The following is a 19,156-nucleotide window of genomic DNA, read 5'->3' as shown; positions in this document are numbered from 1 at the left end:
GTATCCATTGGCGAATCACGCAAAGTGAACCAGGCAATTGTCGCAATTAGTTTGCGGGTTTACGCGTGTCGGTCCGAGCACGCCGCAGCACATCCGCGCAGGATGAGGTGGTGATAGCCGAATGCCCTTCCTGCGCTTGGCCCTCCCCCGCCCCCGTGTCCTCCCACCGGTCGGTGCAGTACCTACGATGCGTGTGCGGACAGTGGATGATCGCTGTGCACGGCAAAGTCGTCGGCGCCGCCGGTGGCAGTAATTTCAGCCGCAACAGCCCGGTGGCCGAGATCGCCGGACTGCTGGACTAGCACCGCGGCAACCTGATTCGGCACGGCGCCGGCCGAACGTGGCGCCGTGCCAGCCGAATCACGCGCTGCCGCAGTGTGGTTCAGTGCGATTCAGCGTGCGGGCACGCAGACCCGCACGGCTTCGATGCGTGCGCCGCGATCGGTGAAATCGAGTTCTGCGATGCCGCGGCCGTCGCGGGTCTCCACCGAGACGGTCACCGTGCGCCCCGCCGCGATGGCCTTGCTCCAGCGCAACCCCTTCGCGCGAACCGTGAAGTCCGCCAGCGACATTCGATCATCGCCCGCCCAGGCCAGGCGGGGCACCGGGGCCAGCACCCGCTGGGCGCCGGCGGTCTCACCGCGGCCCACCGCATCGAGCAGCAGACCCGCCGCCTGCTTACCCGGCGCGCCGACACTGCGCATGCCCTTCATGAAGGCGAGCGCACCGCCGATGCCCTGATTGGCGATCAACTGCGGCCCCAGCTTCGCGCCGGCCAGCAGACCCTGCACGCCCGAACCCAGGAGCTGGCCGATCATGCCGGGCAGTTCCCAATGCGCCCGCAGCGCACGGATTTTCAGCACGCCGTCGATATCGGCCAGGTCGTAGCGCAGATGCATGGGCACGTGCAGGGTGACGCCCGTCGACATGGTGGTGGCAATGGTCAGATCCCGGAAGACCGTCATACCGCACACCACGTCATTGGCGATATCGAAGGCAATGCCGTTGGGGCCGATGAAGGTGTCGTAGAACCGTTCGATCGCGGCCTTGCCGATATGCGGCCGCGATCCGACCGGATCCTCCACACTGCCGTCATCGGCGAACAGGCCGACCCAGGCAGCGCGATCGTGCGCCCCTACCGCCTGCGGAGAGGCTTCGACGGTCGCCAGTAGTTCGGCGGCAGTGGGAGTTGCGGGCACGTGTCCTCCAAATGATGAGCAGCGCGCGCGATGATACCGGCCGCCCCGGTTTGCCGTCTCGGGAACGGATCCGACTACAGGTCCCGCACCCGGGAGACCAGCTGTTCGGCGACCTTTTCGGTGTAGGCGACCGGGTCGCCGTTGGGCATGAGATTGATCAGCGTGATGCCCAGCGCTGCATACTGCTCGAGATCGCGGACGAACTGATCCGGCGCCTCCACTACGGGGGCGACATAGCAGGCGGTCTTCCGGATGGCGTCGTAGTCACGGCCTTCGGCCTCACAGTGTGCGCGCAGAATATCGAGCTTGCGGGCCACATCCTCGACACTCACGGCGAACAGATTGCAGGCGTCGGCATAGCGGGCCACCAGCAGCAGCGTCTTGCGCTCGCCGCCGCCACCGATGAGGATCGGCGGCCGGGGCCTGCTCAACGGTGCGGGCACACACAGCGTTTCGGCCAGCTGGTAGTGCTCACCCTTGTAGGGGCCGTTATCCGGACCCCACATCTGCAGGCAGATCTGCAGGGTCTCCTCGAGCCGTTCGAAGCGCTCGGCCACCGGCACCACCGGAACGCCCAGGCCCCGCTGCTCACGCTCGTACCAGGAGGCGCCGATGCCCAGCTGGGCCCGGCCACCGGAGAGCGCATCCAGGGTGGTGACGATCTTGGCCAGCAGTCCCGGATGCCGGTACATGACACCGGTGACCAAGAGCCCCAGGCGCATTCGCTCGGTCACCGCAGCCAGATAGCCCAGCGCCGTATAGCCCTCGAGCATCGGCTCGTCCGCGCCGGCGCGGGCCTCCATCTGGAAGTAGTGATCCATGACCGTGAACTCCGCGAAGCCCGCCTGTTCGGCGAGCTGCGCGGTCCGCGTGAGCGTCGGCGCGATCAGCTCCGGCGCGGCGGGCGTGGTGAAGTTCCAGTAGTGCAGGCCGAGTTCCATGGCTGTATTCTGCCGGATCGGCCCCGGTGAAGGGGCCAACCGAACTACTTGGCGCCCACCGGTTTTCCGAAGAATGATGCGAAGGTCTCGCCGAAGGTGGAGGCCAGCATGGCCCGGCCGTCCGGGTCCAGTGCCAGCCAGCCGGCGTCGGAGATGGAGCAACCCGCGGGCGCCGCGATGCCGTCCAGCCGGTCCTTCAGCCACAGCATGGCCAGACCGCCGCCGGAGATCTCGGTCGCGACATGCTCGCCGAAATGCTCGCGGGTGTACTTCACCGAGGCCGACGGATCCTGGCAGTAGGTGTCCACCAGAGTATTGACCTGAGCGACCGGAATGATCTCGTCCGGATTGGCCTGCCAGATGTACATGGGCATGGCGGGCACCGACTTGCCCATGCGGGTCTTGTCCAGCACATCGGCCACCGCGGGTTCCCGCATGGGGTCACCGGCGGTGTGCAGCATGCCCTTCAGATTCAGGAACGGCAGCAGCGCCGAGGTGTACTGCACGCAGAGGTTGTTCTTCACCGCGGACAGGGTCTGGCCCAGCGGATCGAGATGGCCGTTCACGAAATCGGCGAAATCGGGGTACTCGCGGGTCAATCCGAGGACGGCGGCGAAGATCAGGCCCGAGGTGGCCTGGCCGTTGGCCACATTCAGCGTCATGCCCAGATCGGCGGGCACACCGCCCTCGGCCGCGCCGACGATATTCAGTTCGGGGGCGTAGGTCCGCTTCAACTCGGCCGCGTGACCGGTCGCGATGGCGCCGCCCGAGTAGCCGTACATACCGACGCGGACATCCGGGGCCAGCTGCATGGGCTCGAAATCGCGGGCCGCGCGAATGCCGTCCAGGGTGATACGACCGGCCAGCGGTCCGGCCGCGTAGGCCTCGTCGGGGCCCTGGTGATCCGGGATCACCACACCCCAGCCCTGCTGCAGCGCGCCCTGTGAGATGACGAATTCGGCGGGCACCACGATCTGACCGCCGACCGCGCCGAGCGACCACTGCTGCAGGGAGTAGGACGGTGCGCAGTATCCGGCGAGCGAATCCTCGGCGATCTGCATCGACACCAGTTTGTCCGGGGCCGCGCCGCGCGGCTTCAGCACGGTCGCGACCGCCGCGATGGGCTGGTCGCGGCTGTCGTTCGAGCGGTAGGAGAGCTGCCAGGCGTCCACATTGAGGGGAATCACACCGAAATTCGAGGCATTGATCTGCCGGGCCGCGATGATCTCGCCCGGGGCCTTGCCCGCCACCAGGTCCGGGGCCGGATGGTAGAAGCCCGGATCCAGTTCGGGCGGAAGCGGAATCGGCGCGGCGGGTGATACCGCCACCGGATCCGCGCCGGCCGAGCCGGTCGCCACCACCATCGCCGAGGTGAGAATTCCCGCCAGTGCCACGGCAATTCCCGCCTTTGCCACCGCAATTCCCGCCTTTGCCACGACAATGCGCCGCGCCGTCTTCCCCTGGTTCACACGACTGCCCTCCGGTCAATGTGAGACCGCTTCGTCTCACAAGATTCGTGAACTATCGCACGAAAGTGACCTGGATCGCAATCCACCCGGCGTTATGTCGTTCGACACCCCGGCGAGCTGGACACGCGACCTCGAAATACACTCTGGCGCAACGCGTATCGTCGAATGCGTGCCCAGCTACCGACGACTCGCCGCCGCAGTGCTCACGGCGCTGGCACTGCTGGTCGGAATCGGGTTCGCCGGAGTGCCGGTCTACATACATCCGCAGGTAGATCCATTGCGCCCAGCCGACGCGATCGTGGTGCTGGGCGGTACGGCCTATGCCCGCTTCGATATGGGCGTGGCATTGGCGAAACAGGGACTCGCGCCGGAATTGCTGATATCGCGGTCAACCGGGGTGAACGACCGCCAGATGGATCGCTACTGCAATGGTCATTACACCTTCACGGTGTCGTGTTTTGTGCCCGATCCCTGGACCACGCAGGGTGAGGCCAGAGAGATTCGGCGGCGGGCGCAGGCGCAAGGCTGGAAGCACATCATTGTGGTGACCTACACGCCGCATGTATCGCGGGCGCGGTACATCGTGGAGCGCTGCTTTTCCGGGGAGATAACCATGGTGGCGAGCCCCAGCGATTCGGGCGTGACCTTCTGGGCGTGGATGTATGTGCGGCAGTCCGCAGGATATGTGCGGGCATTTCTGCAGCGCGGTTGCTGAGTGAAAGTTGCTCCGCGTACCGACAATTGAACGGTTACGATGAGCGCGGCTTGGGAGAACGCGTCTGTCGCCGGGGGTGGATGCGGGTGCGGGAGGAATTCCGGTGCGTATCGACGATCCACGGGCCGTGCGGGACACCGATCTCGCGGCGGATATCGCCGTCATCGGATCGGGGCCGGCGGGGGCGACAATAGCGGCCGAGCTGGCGGGCAGCGCGCTACGGGTGCTGCTGGTGGAGAGCGGCGGACCGGAAACCGCGCCGGAAACCGATGAACTCAATGATCTGGAGAATATCGGTGCGGTCCGGGCCGAGCCATATCGCAACGCGCGCAACCGAGTTCTCGGCGGCAGTTCGCACACCTGGAGCGGACGGTGCGCGCCGCTGGACGCACTGGATTTCGCGGCGCGGCCGTGGGTGGCGCACTCCGGCTGGCCGTTCGAATTCACCGAACTGGCACCATATCTCGACCGCGCGGCCGCGCACCTCGGGCTCGGATACGGGACCGGTTTCACCGGCGATCGATTCTGGGAACAACTCGCCGATCGCACTCCCCCGCCACAGGATCTGGACCGCAGGCGACTGCGGCCCTACTTCTGGCAGATCAGCCGGGACCCGGGAGATCCCTTCGACAGCATGCGATTCGGCGCGCAGCTGCCGAATATCGCGGCCGAGAATGTGCGAATCGTGTTGCGCGCGACCGTCGCCCATATCGATACCGATCCCGGCGGCACCCAGGTGCTGGCTTTACGGCTCGCCGACGCGGACGGGAAAATGCGCACCCTGCGCGCCGCACGAATTGTGCTGGCGACCGGTGGAATCGAGAATGCACGACTACTGCTCGCCTCCGATCGAACAGTGCCGGGCGGCCTCGGCAATCGGCACGATGTGGTCGGCCGGTATCTGCTCGATCACCGCTGCGGCGTGATCGGCGCGCTCGATCCGCATACCTCCGCGGCGGCGCGCGACCGCTTCGGCAAATACGTCGTCCGAACGCGGACCGGGAAACACACCTTCCTGCACGGCATGGCACTGTCCCCCGATATCCAGTCCGCGGAGGGACTTCTCAACTGCGGCCTGTGGATTCAGGAGGTGCCCGCCGAGGACGATCCCTGGGAATCGGTGAAGAAACTGCTGCGCGGGCAGGTGAATCTGCACGATGCCCGCACGGTCGCGAGCAATCCCGGGCTCATGCTCGCCGGCGCGAAACGCCGCCTCATCGACCATACCGGACTACCGCACAAGCTCGAACACGTGGAGCTGCGCTGCATGGTGGAGCAGGCGCCACACCCCGACAGCCGAATCACGCTCGGCGACAAGGTGGATCGGCTCGGAACGCCGCTGCCGCGAATCGACTGGAAGGTGCACGACCAGGAGGACAGCACCGTCCGCCGGGCGGCCGCACTGGTCGCCGCGGAGTTCACCCGCCTCGGCTTCGCACCACCGATCCTCGACGAGTGGGCCCGGGAGAACAGCTGTCTCCCAGCACAACTCACCGACTGGGCGCATCCGAGCGGAGCCACACGCATGTCCGCCGATCCCCGCACCGGCGTGGTAGATGCCGACTGCCGCGTACACGGGATCGGCAACCTCTACATCGCGGGCAGCTCGGTCTTCCCCACCAACGGTCACGCCAACCCGACACTGACGATCGTGGCGCTGGCCGTGCGCCTCGCAGACCTGCTCCGCCGCTGAGCGCCCATGCGGGGAGACACCCCCCGTCATTCCGGCGCGCTTTTGGCCGGAATCCACTGCGCTGTGCGAGATCCCGGCCAAAAGCACGCCGGGATGACCAGGGTACTGCCGCCGAGGACAGGGTTCCGATGCCACCACCCGAGGCCAGGAGCTGCCACCGACGACAGGGCTCCGATGCCACCACCCGAGGCCAGGAGCTACCGCCGAGGACAGGGTTCCGATGCCACCACGCGAGGCCAGGGGCTGCCACCGAGGACAGGGCTCCGATGCCACCACCCGAGGCCAGGGGCTGCCACCGAGGACAGGGCTCCGATGCCACCACCCGAGGGCAGGGCTGCCGCCGAGGACAGGGTGCTGCGGCTTTGGGCCGGGTGGTGGCGCTACGGGGCGCTACTGCTTGGGGAGGGCGAGGGCGGTGCCGCCGACGTCGGAGACCTTCCAGCCGTTGTTGGGGTCGACCGTCACGTTGTAGGTGACCGTGGTCTGGGCGCCGTCGGGGTTCTGGGCGTTGGTGGAGGTGACGTTCAGGAAGACGTCCACCTGGTAGAGGCCGTTGTCGCGGCCGACGACCTTCGCGGCGACCGGGGTCGCGCTCGAGGTCCACTTCAGGGGGACCAGGATCTCCTGCAGCTTCGGGGCGGTGGCGTCGAACTTATTGCCCAGGGCCGGAGTGGTATTGGCCTTGAGGCGGCCGGTCCAGGAATTCAGGTCGCTGAAGTTGATATTGGAGGCGCCGACGGAGTAGTCGGTGGCGACCTGCTCGGCGTGCTGCTCGGCGGCGGCCTTGGCATCGCGGTCGCTCAGATCGCCGCGGGCCGAGAGCCACAGGGTGCTCACCGTGATGAGTGCGCCGATGAGTACGACGGCCGCTGCGGCCAGGCCGAGGGTGGAGAGCTTGAGCGACACCGTCTTCGCCGGGGCGGCGGGGGCGGCGGCCTTCGTGGTCTCGGCCGCGGGAGTCGCTGCCACGGGAACTGCGGTCCCGGTGGGGGACGTTCCGGTGGGCTCGGCCTCGGGGGTCGTCGTCCCGGTAGCCGCGGCTTCGGTGGCCGCGACGGCAGGTGCGGTGGTCGTCTCGGGCGCGGAGACGGCGGAGTCCTCCGCGTCGACTGCCCGCTTCGGCTGGGTGTCCTCGGACATCCGCTTCTCCTTCTTCGTATTACTTGACGTTGACCTGCACGCGCACGGCGCCGTCGCCGGTGCTGGCGAGGGCCTGCGAGATCAGGCTGCTGATATCTATTTGGGGCCCGGTGGTGCGTGCGGCATCCGCGAGCGGCTGCAGCTGGGGCGCGAGGGTTTTCAGTTCGGGTCCGGCCTGCTGTAACCAGTCGGTCAGCTTCGCCAGGAAGGGTGCCAGACCATTGCCGCTGACATATGCCTGCGGTCCGGGGGCTCTGTCGACGAGTCTACCGACCGCCTCGACCAGGTCGCTCAGCGACTGCTCGAACTGCAAGAACGCCGGGGCAGCAGCGGCGGTGGCCGCACCGATGCCGTCCATATTCGAGGCCGCGGCTTGGAAACTGTTCAGTAGCTGGGCAATCTTGGGCTCGCGGCTGGAGATTGCCGCCGCCAGCAGATCACCGGCACGGGTCAACGACGGCATGGCCGAGTCGGTGTCGTGGAACGCGGTTCCCAGGGTGCTCGCCAGCGAGGCCGCGACAGTCGGATCGAGCTGGTTCATGACCTGATTGACCAGGCGCGACACCGCCGGAATGGAAAGCGGCGATTTGACCGTGGACGTATCGAGCCGCTGCCCCTCCTTCAGGTAGGGGGCGGCGCCGGTCTTGGGCCGGATCTCCACATACGGTTCGCCGAGCGCCGAGAGCTGCTCGATGCTGATCACACTGTCGGTGGAGACCTTGCGGTCGGCGTCGATGCGGAAGCCCACCTCGACACCGCCGACGGTGCTGTCCACCGAGGTGATCTTGCCGATCTTCATACCGGTCAGCAGGATCGGCGAACCGACGCTCAGCCCACCGGAATTGGCCAGCACCATGGAGGCGTGGGTGTACTCGGCGAACGGATCCGCCCGCACCACACCGAAGGTCAGATAGCTCGCGCTCACCAGCGTGACGGCGGCGATACCGCCGAGCGAGACCAGCGATCCGGTCTTCATCGCACCGCTCCGATCATGCGCAGGGTCGACAGAATCCCGCTCACCTGATCGTCACGGGAGACCGAATCCGTCGTGACGCCGGTGATATTCACCTTCGGACCGTGCTCCACGAACGGAATCAGCTTGTCCCGCAGCAGATCGACCAGCATCGACAGGTTCGAGGGCACCGACAGATCCAGCGGTGCGCTCGAGAGGGCCAGCGGGACAAAGGCTTTCGCCGCCGCATCGGCCGAGGTGACCACCGGGGTCAGCCAGGTGAGCGACGGGCCCAGCTGGCCGAGCGCCGCGAAGATCTGGGTCACACCGCGAATGGAGTTGGTAATCCCGGTCATGGCATCCACCGACTCCTGACTCAGCTGGTGATCCAGGAAATCCGCGCGATCGTGCAGCACCTGCGCATTGGTGCCCAGACCGTTGAGCAGCGAATCCACCTGGTCCAGATTGGCGGCCAGATCGACGGCATTGCCCTCGGCATTCCGCGCGATCCGCTTGGTCTCGTTCGGATCGGCAGGCAGCACCGCATTGAAGCGATTGATGATGTCCTGCAACTGATTCACCGCCCCACCCTGGGTGAAGGCGGCCAGCGCGGCCATGGTGTCCTCCAGCTGCACCGGCGGATGCGTGCGCTCCTGCGGAATGGTGCCGCCGTCGCGCAGCAGCGTCCCGAAGCCGTCCGTCGGAGTGGTCAGCGCCAGGTGGATATCGCCGAGCACGGTGTTCTGGCGCAGTTCGGCAATGGTGGTGGCGGGCAGCTGCACCTTGGTCGAGATATCGGCGTCGACCACCACGTAGCCGCCGTGACCGGCGGGGGCATGCAGCGAATCCACCACGCGCACACCGGCGACCGAGCCCACCTGCGCACCATTGGCAATGACCTTGGCGCGCGCGGGCAGGTTCAGCACATTGCCGAATTCGATGTGAATGCGATAGGTCGCGCCGGACACCGTGGTGCCGGGAATCGGCACGGAGGACGGATCGATCGCACAGCCGCCGACCCCGGCCACGAGACCCGCGGCGAGCAACACGGAGCCGAGCGCCTGCCGGAAGCCTCGGCCCGTCATTCCGGCGCGCTTGTGGCCGGAATCGACTCGGCTGGTGGAGATCCCGGCCACAAACACGCCGGGACGACGAAGAGTGTTCACGCCGGGACGGGGAAGAGTGTTCGCGCCGGGACGGGGAGTGCCTGCGGCGGGACTACGGAGGGTGCTCGTGTCCGAATGGCGGGCGGCCGAGGCGGTGGTGCGGCTCCGGCCGCCTGCCCGCGGCACGGAACCTGCACGCCCGGGGGTTGCCGCCCGCCGTGCGGAACCTGCCCTCATCGCAGGCTCCGCATGCCCGGCAGCGTCTACGGCGAGCGCATCCCCTGCTTGCGGGAGGTGTGTCGCTACCTGACGGCAAACCGTTACGGTGCGCGGCGCGGCGCGGCGACCGGCCGTGTCCAGCGTGATTTCCCAGTGTCCGATTCTCATCGCGCACCTGCCATTCCGAGCACCAGGGGAACGAGGGGGACGTTGATCATGCCGTCGGCGGAGGTGGTGCATTTGCCCGGTGCGGTGGCATTCAGCGCGGCACACACCTGATCGGCCTGGGGCATGGGAACCGCGGCGCGCGGGGAGCCGTAGGTGATGCCGGAGCCCAGGACGGATTGGGCGGCATTGGTCAGGACCGGGAGCTTGAGCATGATCTCCGACAGCGAGCCGACATTCGCGCGCAGCAGGCGCACCAGCGGCAGGGTGTCGTCCAGGGCCTTCATGATCGGATCGCCGGCAATGGTGACCAGATCATTGAGCATGGGCAGCGCCTGGCCGAGGCGATCGATCAATTCCGCACCGGGGCCCAGCAATTCATTGCTGCCGTTCTCCAGGGCGGGACCCAGGCGCAGCAGCATGGAGCGCAGATCGCCCCAATGCTGTTCCACCTTCTCGCCCACCGAGGCGAAGGCATCGAAAATGCCCGCGAGATGGCCGATATCGGCATCGGGCGCGGCCAGCGCCGTGCCGAGCTTCTTCACGATCTCATTGATCTGCGGGCCCGCACCGGTGGTCGCGGAATCCAGCGCGGACAGACCGTGCGCCAGGGCATCCGGAGCCTGCGCCTGCTGCAGCTGCGAGGACAGGTCCGCGAGCGCGGTCAGGGTCTCGGTAATGCTCTTGGGCGTCAGGGTTTTGGTGATGCATTGCGACGAATCCCAGTGCGCCGGATGCTTACCGTCCGACAGCACCGCCAGATTCCGGTCCGCCACAATCGAATCGGCGACCGTGGTGGCGGCGGCATCGGCGTACACCGGATACTTCGCATCGACGGAGAAGCCGACCTTCACCTTGGCGCCGTCGGAATCGACGGAGGTCACCGTGCCCACCGGGATACCCCGCATGGTCACCTTGTTGCCGACGTACAGGCCGACCGAATCCGGCATGACCGCGCAATAGGATTCGGTCTTCTTCATCGGATCGAAGTAGAGGAAGTAGCCGACCACCGCCAGCGCCACGACCACCACCGCGCCGGCGACCGACATGAACGCCTGCGAGCCGAGCATGCGCCTGAACATCAGCAGTCCTTTCCGGGCAGCGGCACGCAGACCGGCACCGTCTGCTGGGACTGGTCGATGCTCACGCCGCCGTCCGGTATCACCAGGGACGACAGCTTCTGCTGCAGACCGTGCGCGGCGTCCAGGGTCGGCGTGAATTTCGTTCCGAGCTGCTCCAACTGGGTGATGGCGTCGAGCAGCTTGGGCTCGAGCGAGGCATCCCACTGCGGCTGCGCACCGCCCAGCCGTCCGACCACATCGCTGAGCAGCCGAATGGCCTGCGCCATTTCGGTGTGCTTGTCCTCGAGCACCGTGACCAGCAAATTGGCATTGTCCATCAGCCGGCCCAGATCGGTCTTCGCGCCGTCGTACATGGTCACGTACTCGTCCGCCACCGCAACGGCATTGGAGACCTGGGTGCGCTGCCGGTCCAGGGCGTCCACATAGGTGTTCACCGTCTGCAGGGTGGTGCGCAGGCTGTCCGGTGCGCCGTCGAGGGAATTGCCCAGTGCGGCCAGATTGCGGTTCAGCGTGCTGCCGTCGATCTTCGACAGCGGCGCGGCCGCATCCTGGAACGTCTCGACCAGGCTGTAGGGCAGGCGCACTCGATCGGCCGGAATCGCCTTGTCGCCCAGCGCTTTATCGCCCGCCGGGAATACCGCGACATAGTGGCCGCCGACAATGGTCAGCATGCGAATGTCGAGGGAGGTCTGATCACCCAGGAACACATCGGAATTCACCGTGAAGCGCATGACCACGCGGTCCGGCTTCAGTTCCAGGGATTTCACCTCGCCCACGGAGATGCCCGCAATGCGCACGTCGTCACCGGTTTTCACCGATTGCGCCTCGGACAGTTCCGCGGTGTACGTGTGCTTGCCGAACGGCACCACGAACAGCACGCCGGCGGCCAGCAGGCCCAGGGCGACCAGCAGTGCGCCGATGAGGCCGAGGCGCAGTTCGCGCTTCTTCCGCGTGCCGTCGTCGACGACCCGATCGTCGCGAACCAAACGGAGTCTATTCAAGAAGCGGGGCAGCTTCATCCCTTGCATATCGACACCTGCTGTCCCGAGATCAGCATCTGCACCACGGGCGGGACATCCGCAGTGCCCTTGCTGCACACCGGCTTCCAGCCACTCGCATCGGCGGGCAGCGCGGCATCGGCGGCGGCAAGGACGGCGGGCAGGCGGCCGAAGACGTCCACCGCCTCCTTGGCATCCGGGAAGATCTTGCGGATCAGCGCATCCACATCGCTGCCGCTATTGATGCCCAGCGTGCGCATCAGGCTGTCGATGGGCCCGAGCACCGACGGCGCGGTCATGGCGAATTGCGCCAGGCCACCGATATTCGACTGCAGCGCCTCGAAAATATCGCTGAGCCGGGCCAGCAGCGGCACCAGATAGTGCACCCGGCCGCTCAGCCGATCATCCAGATCCGACATATTGCGGATGAGCGTGCCGATCACCTGCTGCCGATTGTCCACATAGGACGCGAGTTTCCCGATCGCGTCCATGGCCGGGCCGACACCGCTGCCGTCCCCCTCGATCAAAGCGACCATGCTGGCGCTGAATTGATTGATGGCCTCCGGAGAAACGGTGGCCAGCACCGGCTTCAGGCCATTGAACAGGCTGGTCACATCGAACGAGGGCACCGTGTGATCGGTGCCGATGCGCGCACCCGAGGCGATCCGCTGACCAGGCTGCGGCTGCTGCTGCAGATCGATATACCGCTGCCCCGTGAGATTCTGGTAGCGAATAGCCAGCTTGCTGTTGTCGTAGATCGGCGCATCGGTCTTGACCGACAACTGAACTCGCGCCTGCGCGCCGTCCAGGGAGATCTTCTTGATCTTGCCGACCTGCACGCCGTACATGCGCAGATCGTCACCGACCTTGAGGCCGTTGGCATCGGTGAACATGGCGTCGTGGGTTTCGGTACTGCCGGAGACCGGCCGCTCGATCGCGGAGATCACCAGCACCAGCACCACCGCGATCACCGAGGTGAACAGTGCCAGCCGCCAGGCTGCGCCCTTGACGGTCATCGCGCACCTCCCAGCAGCGGCACCGCAATGGCGGGCACACCGCGCAGATCGATCTCGGCATTGAGGACCGGGCCCTGCCCGTTATCCGGCATGGCACTGCGCAAACGCTCGATGAGCGTGCGCAATTCGGCCGCGGACTGCTGCGGCTGCGGCACCATCTGCGCCAGCATCTTCAGCAGTGGAGCCAGCATGTCGGTGAGGCCGGAGAGCTGAGTTCCGGCCGTGCCCAGCGTATTCGCCAGTTGCGGAAGCAGTTTCCCGGTGATCAAGGCCAGATTCGAGTCGTAGTCGGCCCGATTTCCTTGCAGCCGTTGAATACTGCGGATCATGTCGATGACCTGCACCGTCGCGCCGGCGAACTTACCGCCGCCGTCGAAGGCCGGGCCGAGCTGACCCATCAGCTCCGAGAGCGGCATCTTCTGGTTGTCCGCGACCGTGCGCGTGGCCGTGATGAGCGCCTGCGCCAGCGGTGTGAACGCCTCGGTGTCGGCCGCGGCCTGCGCGATGACCGAGGCCATCTGCGGTGTCAGCACCGAACCGCCGACCTGCGAGGCACTGCGCAGAATCGAGCCCATGGTGGCGTCGTAGACCGCCGAGGCCTTGGGTCCGGTCAGATCGATGACCGCGCCCGCGCGCAGTGGCGTACCGCCGGGCCCGCGCCGCAGGTCGATCTCGCTGATACCGAACAGGTTCGCGGGCGCGTAATCCACCAGCACGCTGTCGTCGATCCCGAACAGCCGGGAATCATCCAGCCGCAGGCCGATGCGCTGCGTACCGTGCTGATCGGGCGTGATGTCGGTGACCTTGCCGACCACAACACCGTTCACCCGCACATCGGTGCCGACCAGCACACCGTCGCCGATCTGCTCGGTGCGCAGCGAAATCGGCAGTCCGTCTTCGGTTTTCGCGGACGAGTACAGCGTCCAGCCGACCGCCACCGCAATGATCAGCGCCAGCGCGATCGCACCCACCGCCATGGACCGCTTCCGGTCCACGGCGACACCCGGCATTCCGTAGTTCGGCATCCCCTACCCCGTGAACGTAATCGCCGAATTGAAGCCCCACAGCCCGAGCGACAGCACCATGTCCAGGGCGATGATCGCCACCGAACTGGCCCGCACGGCCTTGCCCGAGGCGATACCCACACCCTCGGGACCGCCGGTCGCGAAAAAGCCGTAGTAGCAGTGGATCAGGATGACGACCACCGCGAAGATGGCCACCTTGATCACCGCCGCGATCACATCGAAACCGGAGACGAATTGGAAGAAGTAGTGGTCGTACACGCCCGCTGACGAACCGTGCACCAGCGTGATCAGTCCGCGGCAGGACATGTACGACATGATCAGCGCGATCAGGAAGGTCGGCACGATCGCGACCACGCCGGCCAGCACACGGGTGGTCACCACGAAGGGAACCGAACGCAGGCCGAGGGATTCGATCGCGTCGATCTCCTCGGAGATGCGCATGGAACCGATTTCGGCGGTCATGCGGCAGCCCGCCTGCGCCGCGAAACCGATGGCCGCGGCGATCGGCGCGAGTTCACGGGTGGTGGCGTACGCCGAGACCAGACCGGTGACCGGGCCCATGCCCAGCATGTCCAGGGTCTCGAAGGACTCCACGGCCACGGACGCGCCCATGACCAGACCGAGCACGATCATCATCGGCACGGTCCCGCCGCCCACGATGATGGAGCCGCGACCCCAGGTCATATCGGTGATGGCGCGCATGGTCTCGTCGCGATAGCGCTTGAGCGTCAAGGGAATCGACGAGAGCACCTGCCAGACGAAGGCGAGCACGAAACCCAGGCCCTCGACGCGGCGCAGCAGCAGGCCGCGGCGGTGATAGAAGCGCGCGGCCCAGCCCAGCCCCTTCGGGACGTACGTCGCGGACATCAGGCGAGCCTCGTCGGCAGGAACATGGCGGTGATCTGGGTGGCGATCAGGTTCACGATCACGATCGAGACCACCGACAGCACCACCGCGGCATTCACGGCATCGGCCACACCGCGCGGACCGCCCTTGGCCTCCAGACCGCGCTGGCAGGCGATGACCACCACGATGAAACCGAAGATCACGGCCTTGAGCAGCGAGACCCACACATCGGCGGTAGTGGTGAAGGAACCGAAGGTGGCCCAGTAACTGCCCGGCGTGACGCCCTGACCGCCGATGGCGACCATATAGCCCGCGAGCACGCCCACGAAGATGATGAGCACATTCAGCAGCGGGGCCACCACCAGCATGGCCACCATGCGCGGGATCACCAGGCGGTGAATCGGGCTGATGCCCATGGTGTTCAGCGCGTCGATCTCCTCGCGGATGGTGCGTGCGCCGAGATCGGCGGCCAGCGCCGCCGCGCCCGCGCCGCCCAGCAGGAAGCCGGTGGCCAGGGGCGCACCCTGTTTGATCACGCCGAGTCCACCGGTCGCGCCGAGCAGCGAATCCGCGCCGAGCGTGTGAATGAGATTGCCGACCTGCACCGAGACGATGACACCGAACGGGATGGCCATCAGGATCGCGGGAATCGCGGTGACCGTGATCAGCCGCCACGCCTGCAGGATGGCTTCCTTCCACTGGAAGGTGCCGCGGGCGATGCCGGTGAAGATGCCGGCCACCGATTCCTGGGCGATGCCGGCCGCGCGGCCGAAGGTGCGCAGCGAGGCCACCGCGGTGCCGGAGAAATTGTCGCGAACGATGCGGACATTGGTGCGGACAGCAGAGGTACGCGGGATGGTCCGGGTCATTGCGGGACAACTTCTACGAGACGCCGAAGCCGACGCCGGGTGACGAGGTTCAAATCTTCTTCTCCGTGATCGGCAACACTGCCTGCCCTCAAAGCTAATGGTTACCCCGGGTAACACCAAATCGGTTCGAGGTGTGATCCAGGCCGCTAAGTTACCCATCGGTACATGCGGTTCCCAACCTGCTCAGCGGGATGATTTAGCATGTGACCTGCGGTTCTAGAACGTGTTATCAGAGCGGATCGGCTATCAATATGATGTGCGACACGCCACGGGTGGACCCCTGGCGCACGGCCTGCGCGAGGTCCGGCCATACCGAAACGCGAATCGAGTGAACTAGCAGCTACACGAAATGTCCGGTTTTTGAAGGTCCGGGATGCGCGGTTTTACGCCGTACTGATGTGTTGCGGTCGGCTGGAGTGTTCACTGTGCCCGTGGACAACACAGTGTCGGCAGTCCTGCGCGCCGTCGAGGCCGACGACTGGACTGCGTTTGCCAAACTGGTACATCCCTACGTGCATTGGACCGAGGACGGCGTCACCACGCGTGGACGCACCCGGGTCATGGCCCTGCTCTCCGGGCACAACGGCGTCAAACCCGCCGGCAGCTACGAACTCCGCGACGGGCAGATCTACCGCTGGACCGCGTGACCAGCTAGGGACTGACCGCCAGAAAGACGAAGGCCGAGAACAACACCAGGTGCACACAGCCCTGGAGCAGAGTCGCGCGCCCGGGCACCACCGTGAGCGCGCCGACCACCACCGTCAGCGCCAGCAGCACCATCTGCGTCGCCCCGAGCCCGAGCATGAGCGGGCCCTCGATCCAGATCGAAGCCAGTGCGATCGCCGGAATCGTCAGGCCGATGCTCGCCATGGCCGAACCGAGCGCCAGATTCAGGCTGATCTGCACCCGCTCACGCCGCGCCGCCCGCACGGCCGCAATGGTTTCCGGCAGCAGCACCAGCAGGGCGATCACCACACCCACCGCCGAGGCGGGCAATCCGGCTGCGGCGATACCGGATTCGATGGACGGCGAGACCAGCTTGGCCAGGCCGACCACACCGATGAGCGCCACCAGTAGCAGACCGAGGCTGATCAGGGCCTGACGTTTGGTGGGCAGCTCATCGTGCTCGTCCTCGGCCGATTCGCCGCCGCCCTCCACGGGGAGGAAGTCACCCGGGTGCCGGACCGTCTGCACCATGACGAAGACGCCGTAGAGCACCAGCGAGGCGGTCGCCGCGAAGATCAATTGCGCGCCCGAGAAGACCGGGCCCGGTTCACTGGTGGTGAAGGTCGGCAGCACCAGACTCAGCGTGGCCAGCGTCGCGACCGTGGCCAGCGCGCCGCCGGTGCCCTCGGCATTGAAGACCGCGAGCCGCCGGCGCGCCGCGGCTACCAGCAGCGAAAGACCGAGAATGCCATTGCAGGTGATCATGACCGCCGCGAAGACGGTGTCCCGCGCGAGCGAGGCCGCCTTGTCACCGCTCGAGATCATGAGCGTGACGATCAGGCCGACCTCGATAATGGTCACCGCGACCGCGAGGATGAGCGATCCGAAAGGCTCGCCGACCCGATGCGCCACCACCTCCGCATGCTGCACCGCCGACAGCACCGCTCCGACCAGCGCCACCGATACCAGCGTCACCACTATCGGACCCAGATCGCGACCCCAGGAAACAGCCAGCACCAGGGCAGCGACGAGCGGTATGACGACAGACCAGTAGCGAGCGACAAGACGGACCATGGCCCTCATCGTTGCAGCAAATTGTTCGCATACGCCGCAAAACGAGAGCCATACCTCGCCGGGCGAGGCGGGCCTATGGCAGAAAAGCGTGGCCTAGGCTGGTTTCCGTGGACGATACGAGCGTCGCCGCCCCCGAGAACGGGCAACCGCATCCGCACGAACCGCACGCCGAGGGGCTCGCGTCGCGGCTGAACTGGTTGCGGGCCGGGGTGCTGGGGGCCAATGACGGGATCGTGTCGACTGCCGGACTGGTGGTGGGTGTCGCGGCGGCGACGACCGAATCGTCCGCGATTCTCACGGCCGGTATTGCCGGGCTGACCGCGGGGGCGATCTCCATGGCCGTCGGTGAATACGTGTCGGTGAGTACGCAGCGCGATTCCGAGAGGGCGCTACTGGCCAAGGAGCGGCGGGAGCTGGCCGAGGAGCCGGAGTACGAGCTCGCCGAACTCACCCAGATCTATGAGGGCAAGGGCCTGTCCGCGGAAACCGCGCGCAAGGTGGCGGAGGAGCTCACCGCGCATGATGCGTTCCAGGCGCACGCCGAGGTCGAATTGGGTTTGGACCCGGGCGAACTCACCAACCCCTGGCATGCGGCGCTGTCCTCCGCCGTGTCCTTCACGGTCGGTGCGCTACTGCCCCTGCTCGCGATTCTGCTACCGCCGACCTCCTGGCGCATCCCGGTCACCTTCGCCGCCGTGCTGGTCGCGCTGGCCCTCACCGGCTCGGTGAGCGCGCGACTCGGCGGCGGCAATGCAGCGCGCGCTGTGCTGCGAGTGGTGATCGGTGGCGCGCTGGCCATGGCCGTCACGTATGGAATCGGCCAGATCGCAGGCGTTTCGGGGCTGTAGCCCGCACGGTCACGGCGCGGGCTCCGGTCAAGGCGCGGGCTCCAGTCACGACGCGGGCTCCGGTCGGGGCGCAGGCTCCAATCACGACGCAGGCTCCGGTCGGGGCGCAGGCTCCAATCACGACGCGGGCTCCGGTCGGGGCGCAGGCTCCAATCACGACGCGGGCTCCGGTCGGGGCACAGGCTCCCGTCGGAGAGCGGACTCCGGGCACGGCGCAGGCTCCGGTCACGGCGCAGGCTCCGGTCGGGGCGCGAGCTCCGGTCGGGGCGCGGACTCCGAACTACGCGCAGGTGGCGGTCTGCGCACAGGTGGCGGTCAGGTGCAGGGGGCGCTCAGGGTGCGGGCGGGGGCGGAGGGGCCGGTGCGGGTGGCGGGACCGCTGCGGGGGTGGCGGCTGCCACGGGTGGTGCGGGTGGGGGTGGGGGTGGGACGCGAGTCATGTACGGCGAGAACAGTTCTGGGGCCACGAGGACGGGGGCTTGGACCGGATGCGGGGCTCCCGGTGGGAGCACGGCCTCTGCGGGGGCGGCGGGCGGCGCTGCGGCGGCGGGCGGGATCGCGGCGGCAGGTGGCGCGGCCGCGGCCGGTGCGGTGGGCAGGTGGGGTTTGGGGGGATGGTGCTGCACGGGCGCGCGATGCACCGGCTGCACCTCCGCCGTCGTGCTGTCGCCGGAGCCGGTGAGCAGCATGCCGGCCCCGATGGCCAGTGTCATGAGTCCCGATACGACCGCGACCACCGCGAGTGCGCGCGGGTTGATATCGCCTTCGTGCGCCTCCTGTGGTTCGTATGCGCTACCGAGCATGGCTGTCCTCCTTCGGATTCCGGCCGTGGCCTCCGCTACGGGGCCGGCGGCGGGGGTGGCGGGGGCGGTGGCAGCAGGAAGGGCAGGATCGGCGCCAGAATGTCCGGAATGATCGGCGGGGGCGGCGGTGGGGGCGGCGCGGCAGGCGCGGGCGGATCGGGCTCGGGGGCGATCTGGACCGGCGGCGCGACGGGAGCCTGCGGCGCCTGCTGCTGCGGGGCCGGCGCGGGCGCCTGCGCCGGCGCACGAGAGTGCCCTGCTGAACCTCGAAGTCGACAATGCCGACGGTGATGATGTCGCGGTCGCGCAGCACCGCGCGCTGCTCGCGGC

18 protein-coding genes and 1 pseudogene are annotated in these 19,156 nt (G+C 67.1%); 5 read left to right on the top strand and 14 right to left on the bottom strand.

The features are described from left to right. Positions 1-392 precede the first annotated feature (392 nt). The 3 genes from ABZX86_RS11865 to ABZX86_RS11855 all read right to left on the bottom strand — a co-directional run bounded on the left by ABZX86_RS11865 (position 393) and on the right by ABZX86_RS11855 (position 3,609). Positions 393-1,199, bottom strand: a complete 807-nt coding sequence (locus ABZX86_RS11865; protein WP_355122673.1) for a ketosteroid isomerase family protein — start codon at positions 1,197-1,199, stop codon at positions 393-395. Between the two features lie 74 nt (positions 1,200-1,273). Next, positions 1,274-2,140 carry an LLM class F420-dependent oxidoreductase gene (locus tag ABZX86_RS11860; RefSeq protein WP_355122671.1) on the bottom strand — a complete coding sequence of 289 codons (867 nt, stop codon included), beginning with the start codon at positions 2,138-2,140 and terminating at the stop codon, positions 1,274-1,276. 44 nt (positions 2,141-2,184) lie between these two features. After that, positions 2,185-3,609: a lipase family protein gene (locus ABZX86_RS11855; RefSeq protein WP_355122669.1), complete on the bottom strand. Its 1,425-nt coding sequence runs from the start codon at positions 3,607-3,609 to the stop codon at positions 2,185-2,187. 199 nt (positions 3,610-3,808) lie between these two features. Here ABZX86_RS11855 and ABZX86_RS11850 point away from each other — a divergent pair, with 199 nt between their 5' ends. Next, positions 3,809-4,324 carry a YdcF family protein gene (locus ABZX86_RS11850; protein WP_355123797.1) on the top strand — a complete coding sequence of 172 codons (516 nt, stop codon included), beginning with the start codon at positions 3,809-3,811 and terminating at the stop codon, positions 4,322-4,324. 103 nt (positions 4,325-4,427) lie between these two features. Continuing rightward, the gene (locus tag ABZX86_RS11845; protein ID WP_355122667.1) at positions 4,428-6,017 is read left to right on the top strand and encodes a GMC family oxidoreductase; all 1,590 of its coding nucleotides are present in this window, start codon (positions 4,428-4,430) and stop codon (positions 6,015-6,017) included. Between the two features lie 390 nt (positions 6,018-6,407). On the opposite strand, the gene ABZX86_RS11840 is transcribed toward ABZX86_RS11845, so the two are convergent. From ABZX86_RS11840 to ABZX86_RS11800, 9 genes are all read right to left on the bottom strand, one after another. Further along, entirely contained in the window at positions 6,408-7,157 is a 750-nt protein-coding gene (locus ABZX86_RS11840; protein ID WP_355122665.1) for a hypothetical protein, read from the bottom strand. A 19-nt stretch (positions 7,158-7,176) separates the two neighbouring features. Further along, on the bottom strand, positions 7,177-8,133 hold the full coding sequence (locus ABZX86_RS11835) for an MlaD family protein (protein WP_355122663.1): 957 nt from the start codon (positions 8,131-8,133) through the stop codon (positions 7,177-7,179). Then, positions 8,130-9,275, bottom strand: coding sequence for an MlaD family protein (locus ABZX86_RS11830; protein WP_355122661.1), 1,146 nt, complete (start codon positions 9,273-9,275; stop codon positions 8,130-8,132). The genes ABZX86_RS11835 and ABZX86_RS11830 overlap by 4 nt, the downstream gene beginning before the upstream one ends. 323 nt (positions 9,276-9,598) lie before the next feature. Continuing rightward, complete coding sequence (locus tag ABZX86_RS11825) at positions 9,599-10,681, bottom strand: MlaD family protein (protein ID WP_355122659.1); 1,083 nt, start codon at positions 10,679-10,681, stop codon at positions 9,599-9,601. Next, the gene (locus ABZX86_RS11820) at positions 10,681-11,667 is read right to left on the bottom strand and encodes an MlaD family protein (RefSeq protein WP_355122657.1); all 987 of its coding nucleotides are present in this window, start codon (positions 11,665-11,667) and stop codon (positions 10,681-10,683) included. The genes ABZX86_RS11825 and ABZX86_RS11820 overlap by 1 nt, the downstream gene beginning before the upstream one ends. A gap of 29 nt (positions 11,668-11,696) precedes the next feature. Continuing rightward, entirely contained in the window at positions 11,697-12,695 is a 999-nt protein-coding gene (locus ABZX86_RS11815; RefSeq protein WP_355122655.1) for an MlaD family protein, read from the bottom strand. After that, positions 12,692-13,720, bottom strand: coding sequence for an MlaD family protein (locus tag ABZX86_RS11810; protein ID WP_355122653.1), 1,029 nt, complete (start codon positions 13,718-13,720; stop codon positions 12,692-12,694). The genes ABZX86_RS11815 and ABZX86_RS11810 overlap by 4 nt, the downstream gene beginning before the upstream one ends. Before the next feature lie 3 nt (positions 13,721-13,723). Beyond that, the gene (locus tag ABZX86_RS11805; RefSeq protein ID WP_327146420.1) at positions 13,724-14,590 is read right to left on the bottom strand and encodes an ABC transporter permease; all 867 of its coding nucleotides are present in this window, start codon (positions 14,588-14,590) and stop codon (positions 13,724-13,726) included. Then, positions 14,587-15,435 (bottom strand): ABC transporter permease, encoded by an 849-nt coding sequence (locus ABZX86_RS11800; protein WP_355122651.1) that lies wholly within the window; start codon positions 15,433-15,435, stop codon positions 14,587-14,589. Before ABZX86_RS11800 ends, ABZX86_RS11805 begins: the two co-directional genes overlap by 4 nt. A 431-nt stretch (positions 15,436-15,866) precedes the next feature. Between ABZX86_RS11800 and ABZX86_RS11795 the strand changes: the two genes are divergently transcribed. Next, positions 15,867-16,082 carry a nuclear transport factor 2 family protein gene (locus ABZX86_RS11795; RefSeq protein ID WP_355122649.1) on the top strand — a complete coding sequence of 72 codons (216 nt, stop codon included), beginning with the start codon at positions 15,867-15,869 and terminating at the stop codon, positions 16,080-16,082. 4 nt (positions 16,083-16,086) lie between these two features. On the opposite strand, the gene ABZX86_RS11790 is transcribed toward ABZX86_RS11795, so the two are convergent. After that, positions 16,087-17,175, bottom strand: a complete 1,089-nt coding sequence (locus ABZX86_RS11790) for an ionic transporter y4hA (protein ID WP_355122647.1) — start codon at positions 17,173-17,175, stop codon at positions 16,087-16,089. A gap of 107 nt (positions 17,176-17,282) precedes the next feature. Here ABZX86_RS11790 and ABZX86_RS11785 point away from each other — a divergent pair, with 107 nt between their 5' ends. Next, on the top strand, positions 17,283-18,023 hold the full coding sequence (locus ABZX86_RS11785; protein ID WP_355122645.1) for a VIT family protein: 741 nt from the start codon (positions 17,283-17,285) through the stop codon (positions 18,021-18,023). A 332-nt stretch (positions 18,024-18,355) separates the two neighbouring features. Here ABZX86_RS11785 and ABZX86_RS11780 read toward each other — a convergent pair whose 3' ends face one another. Beyond that, positions 18,356-18,826, bottom strand: a complete 471-nt coding sequence (locus ABZX86_RS11780) for a hypothetical protein (protein WP_355122643.1) — start codon at positions 18,824-18,826, stop codon at positions 18,356-18,358. Between the two features lie 127 nt (positions 18,827-18,953). On the opposite strand from ABZX86_RS11780, the pseudogene ABZX86_RS11775 reads away from it, so the two are divergent. Continuing rightward, a pseudogene (locus tag ABZX86_RS11775) lies at positions 18,954-19,156 on the top strand (hypothetical protein); the annotation flags it as partial.

Source organism: Nocardia sp. NPDC006630 (assembly GCF_040611495.1).
GTDB lineage: Bacteria > Actinomycetota > Actinomycetes > Mycobacteriales > Mycobacteriaceae > Nocardia.
The sequence above is the reverse complement of the archived record's forward strand: the minus strand, read 5'-3'. Positions and strand labels throughout refer to the sequence as shown.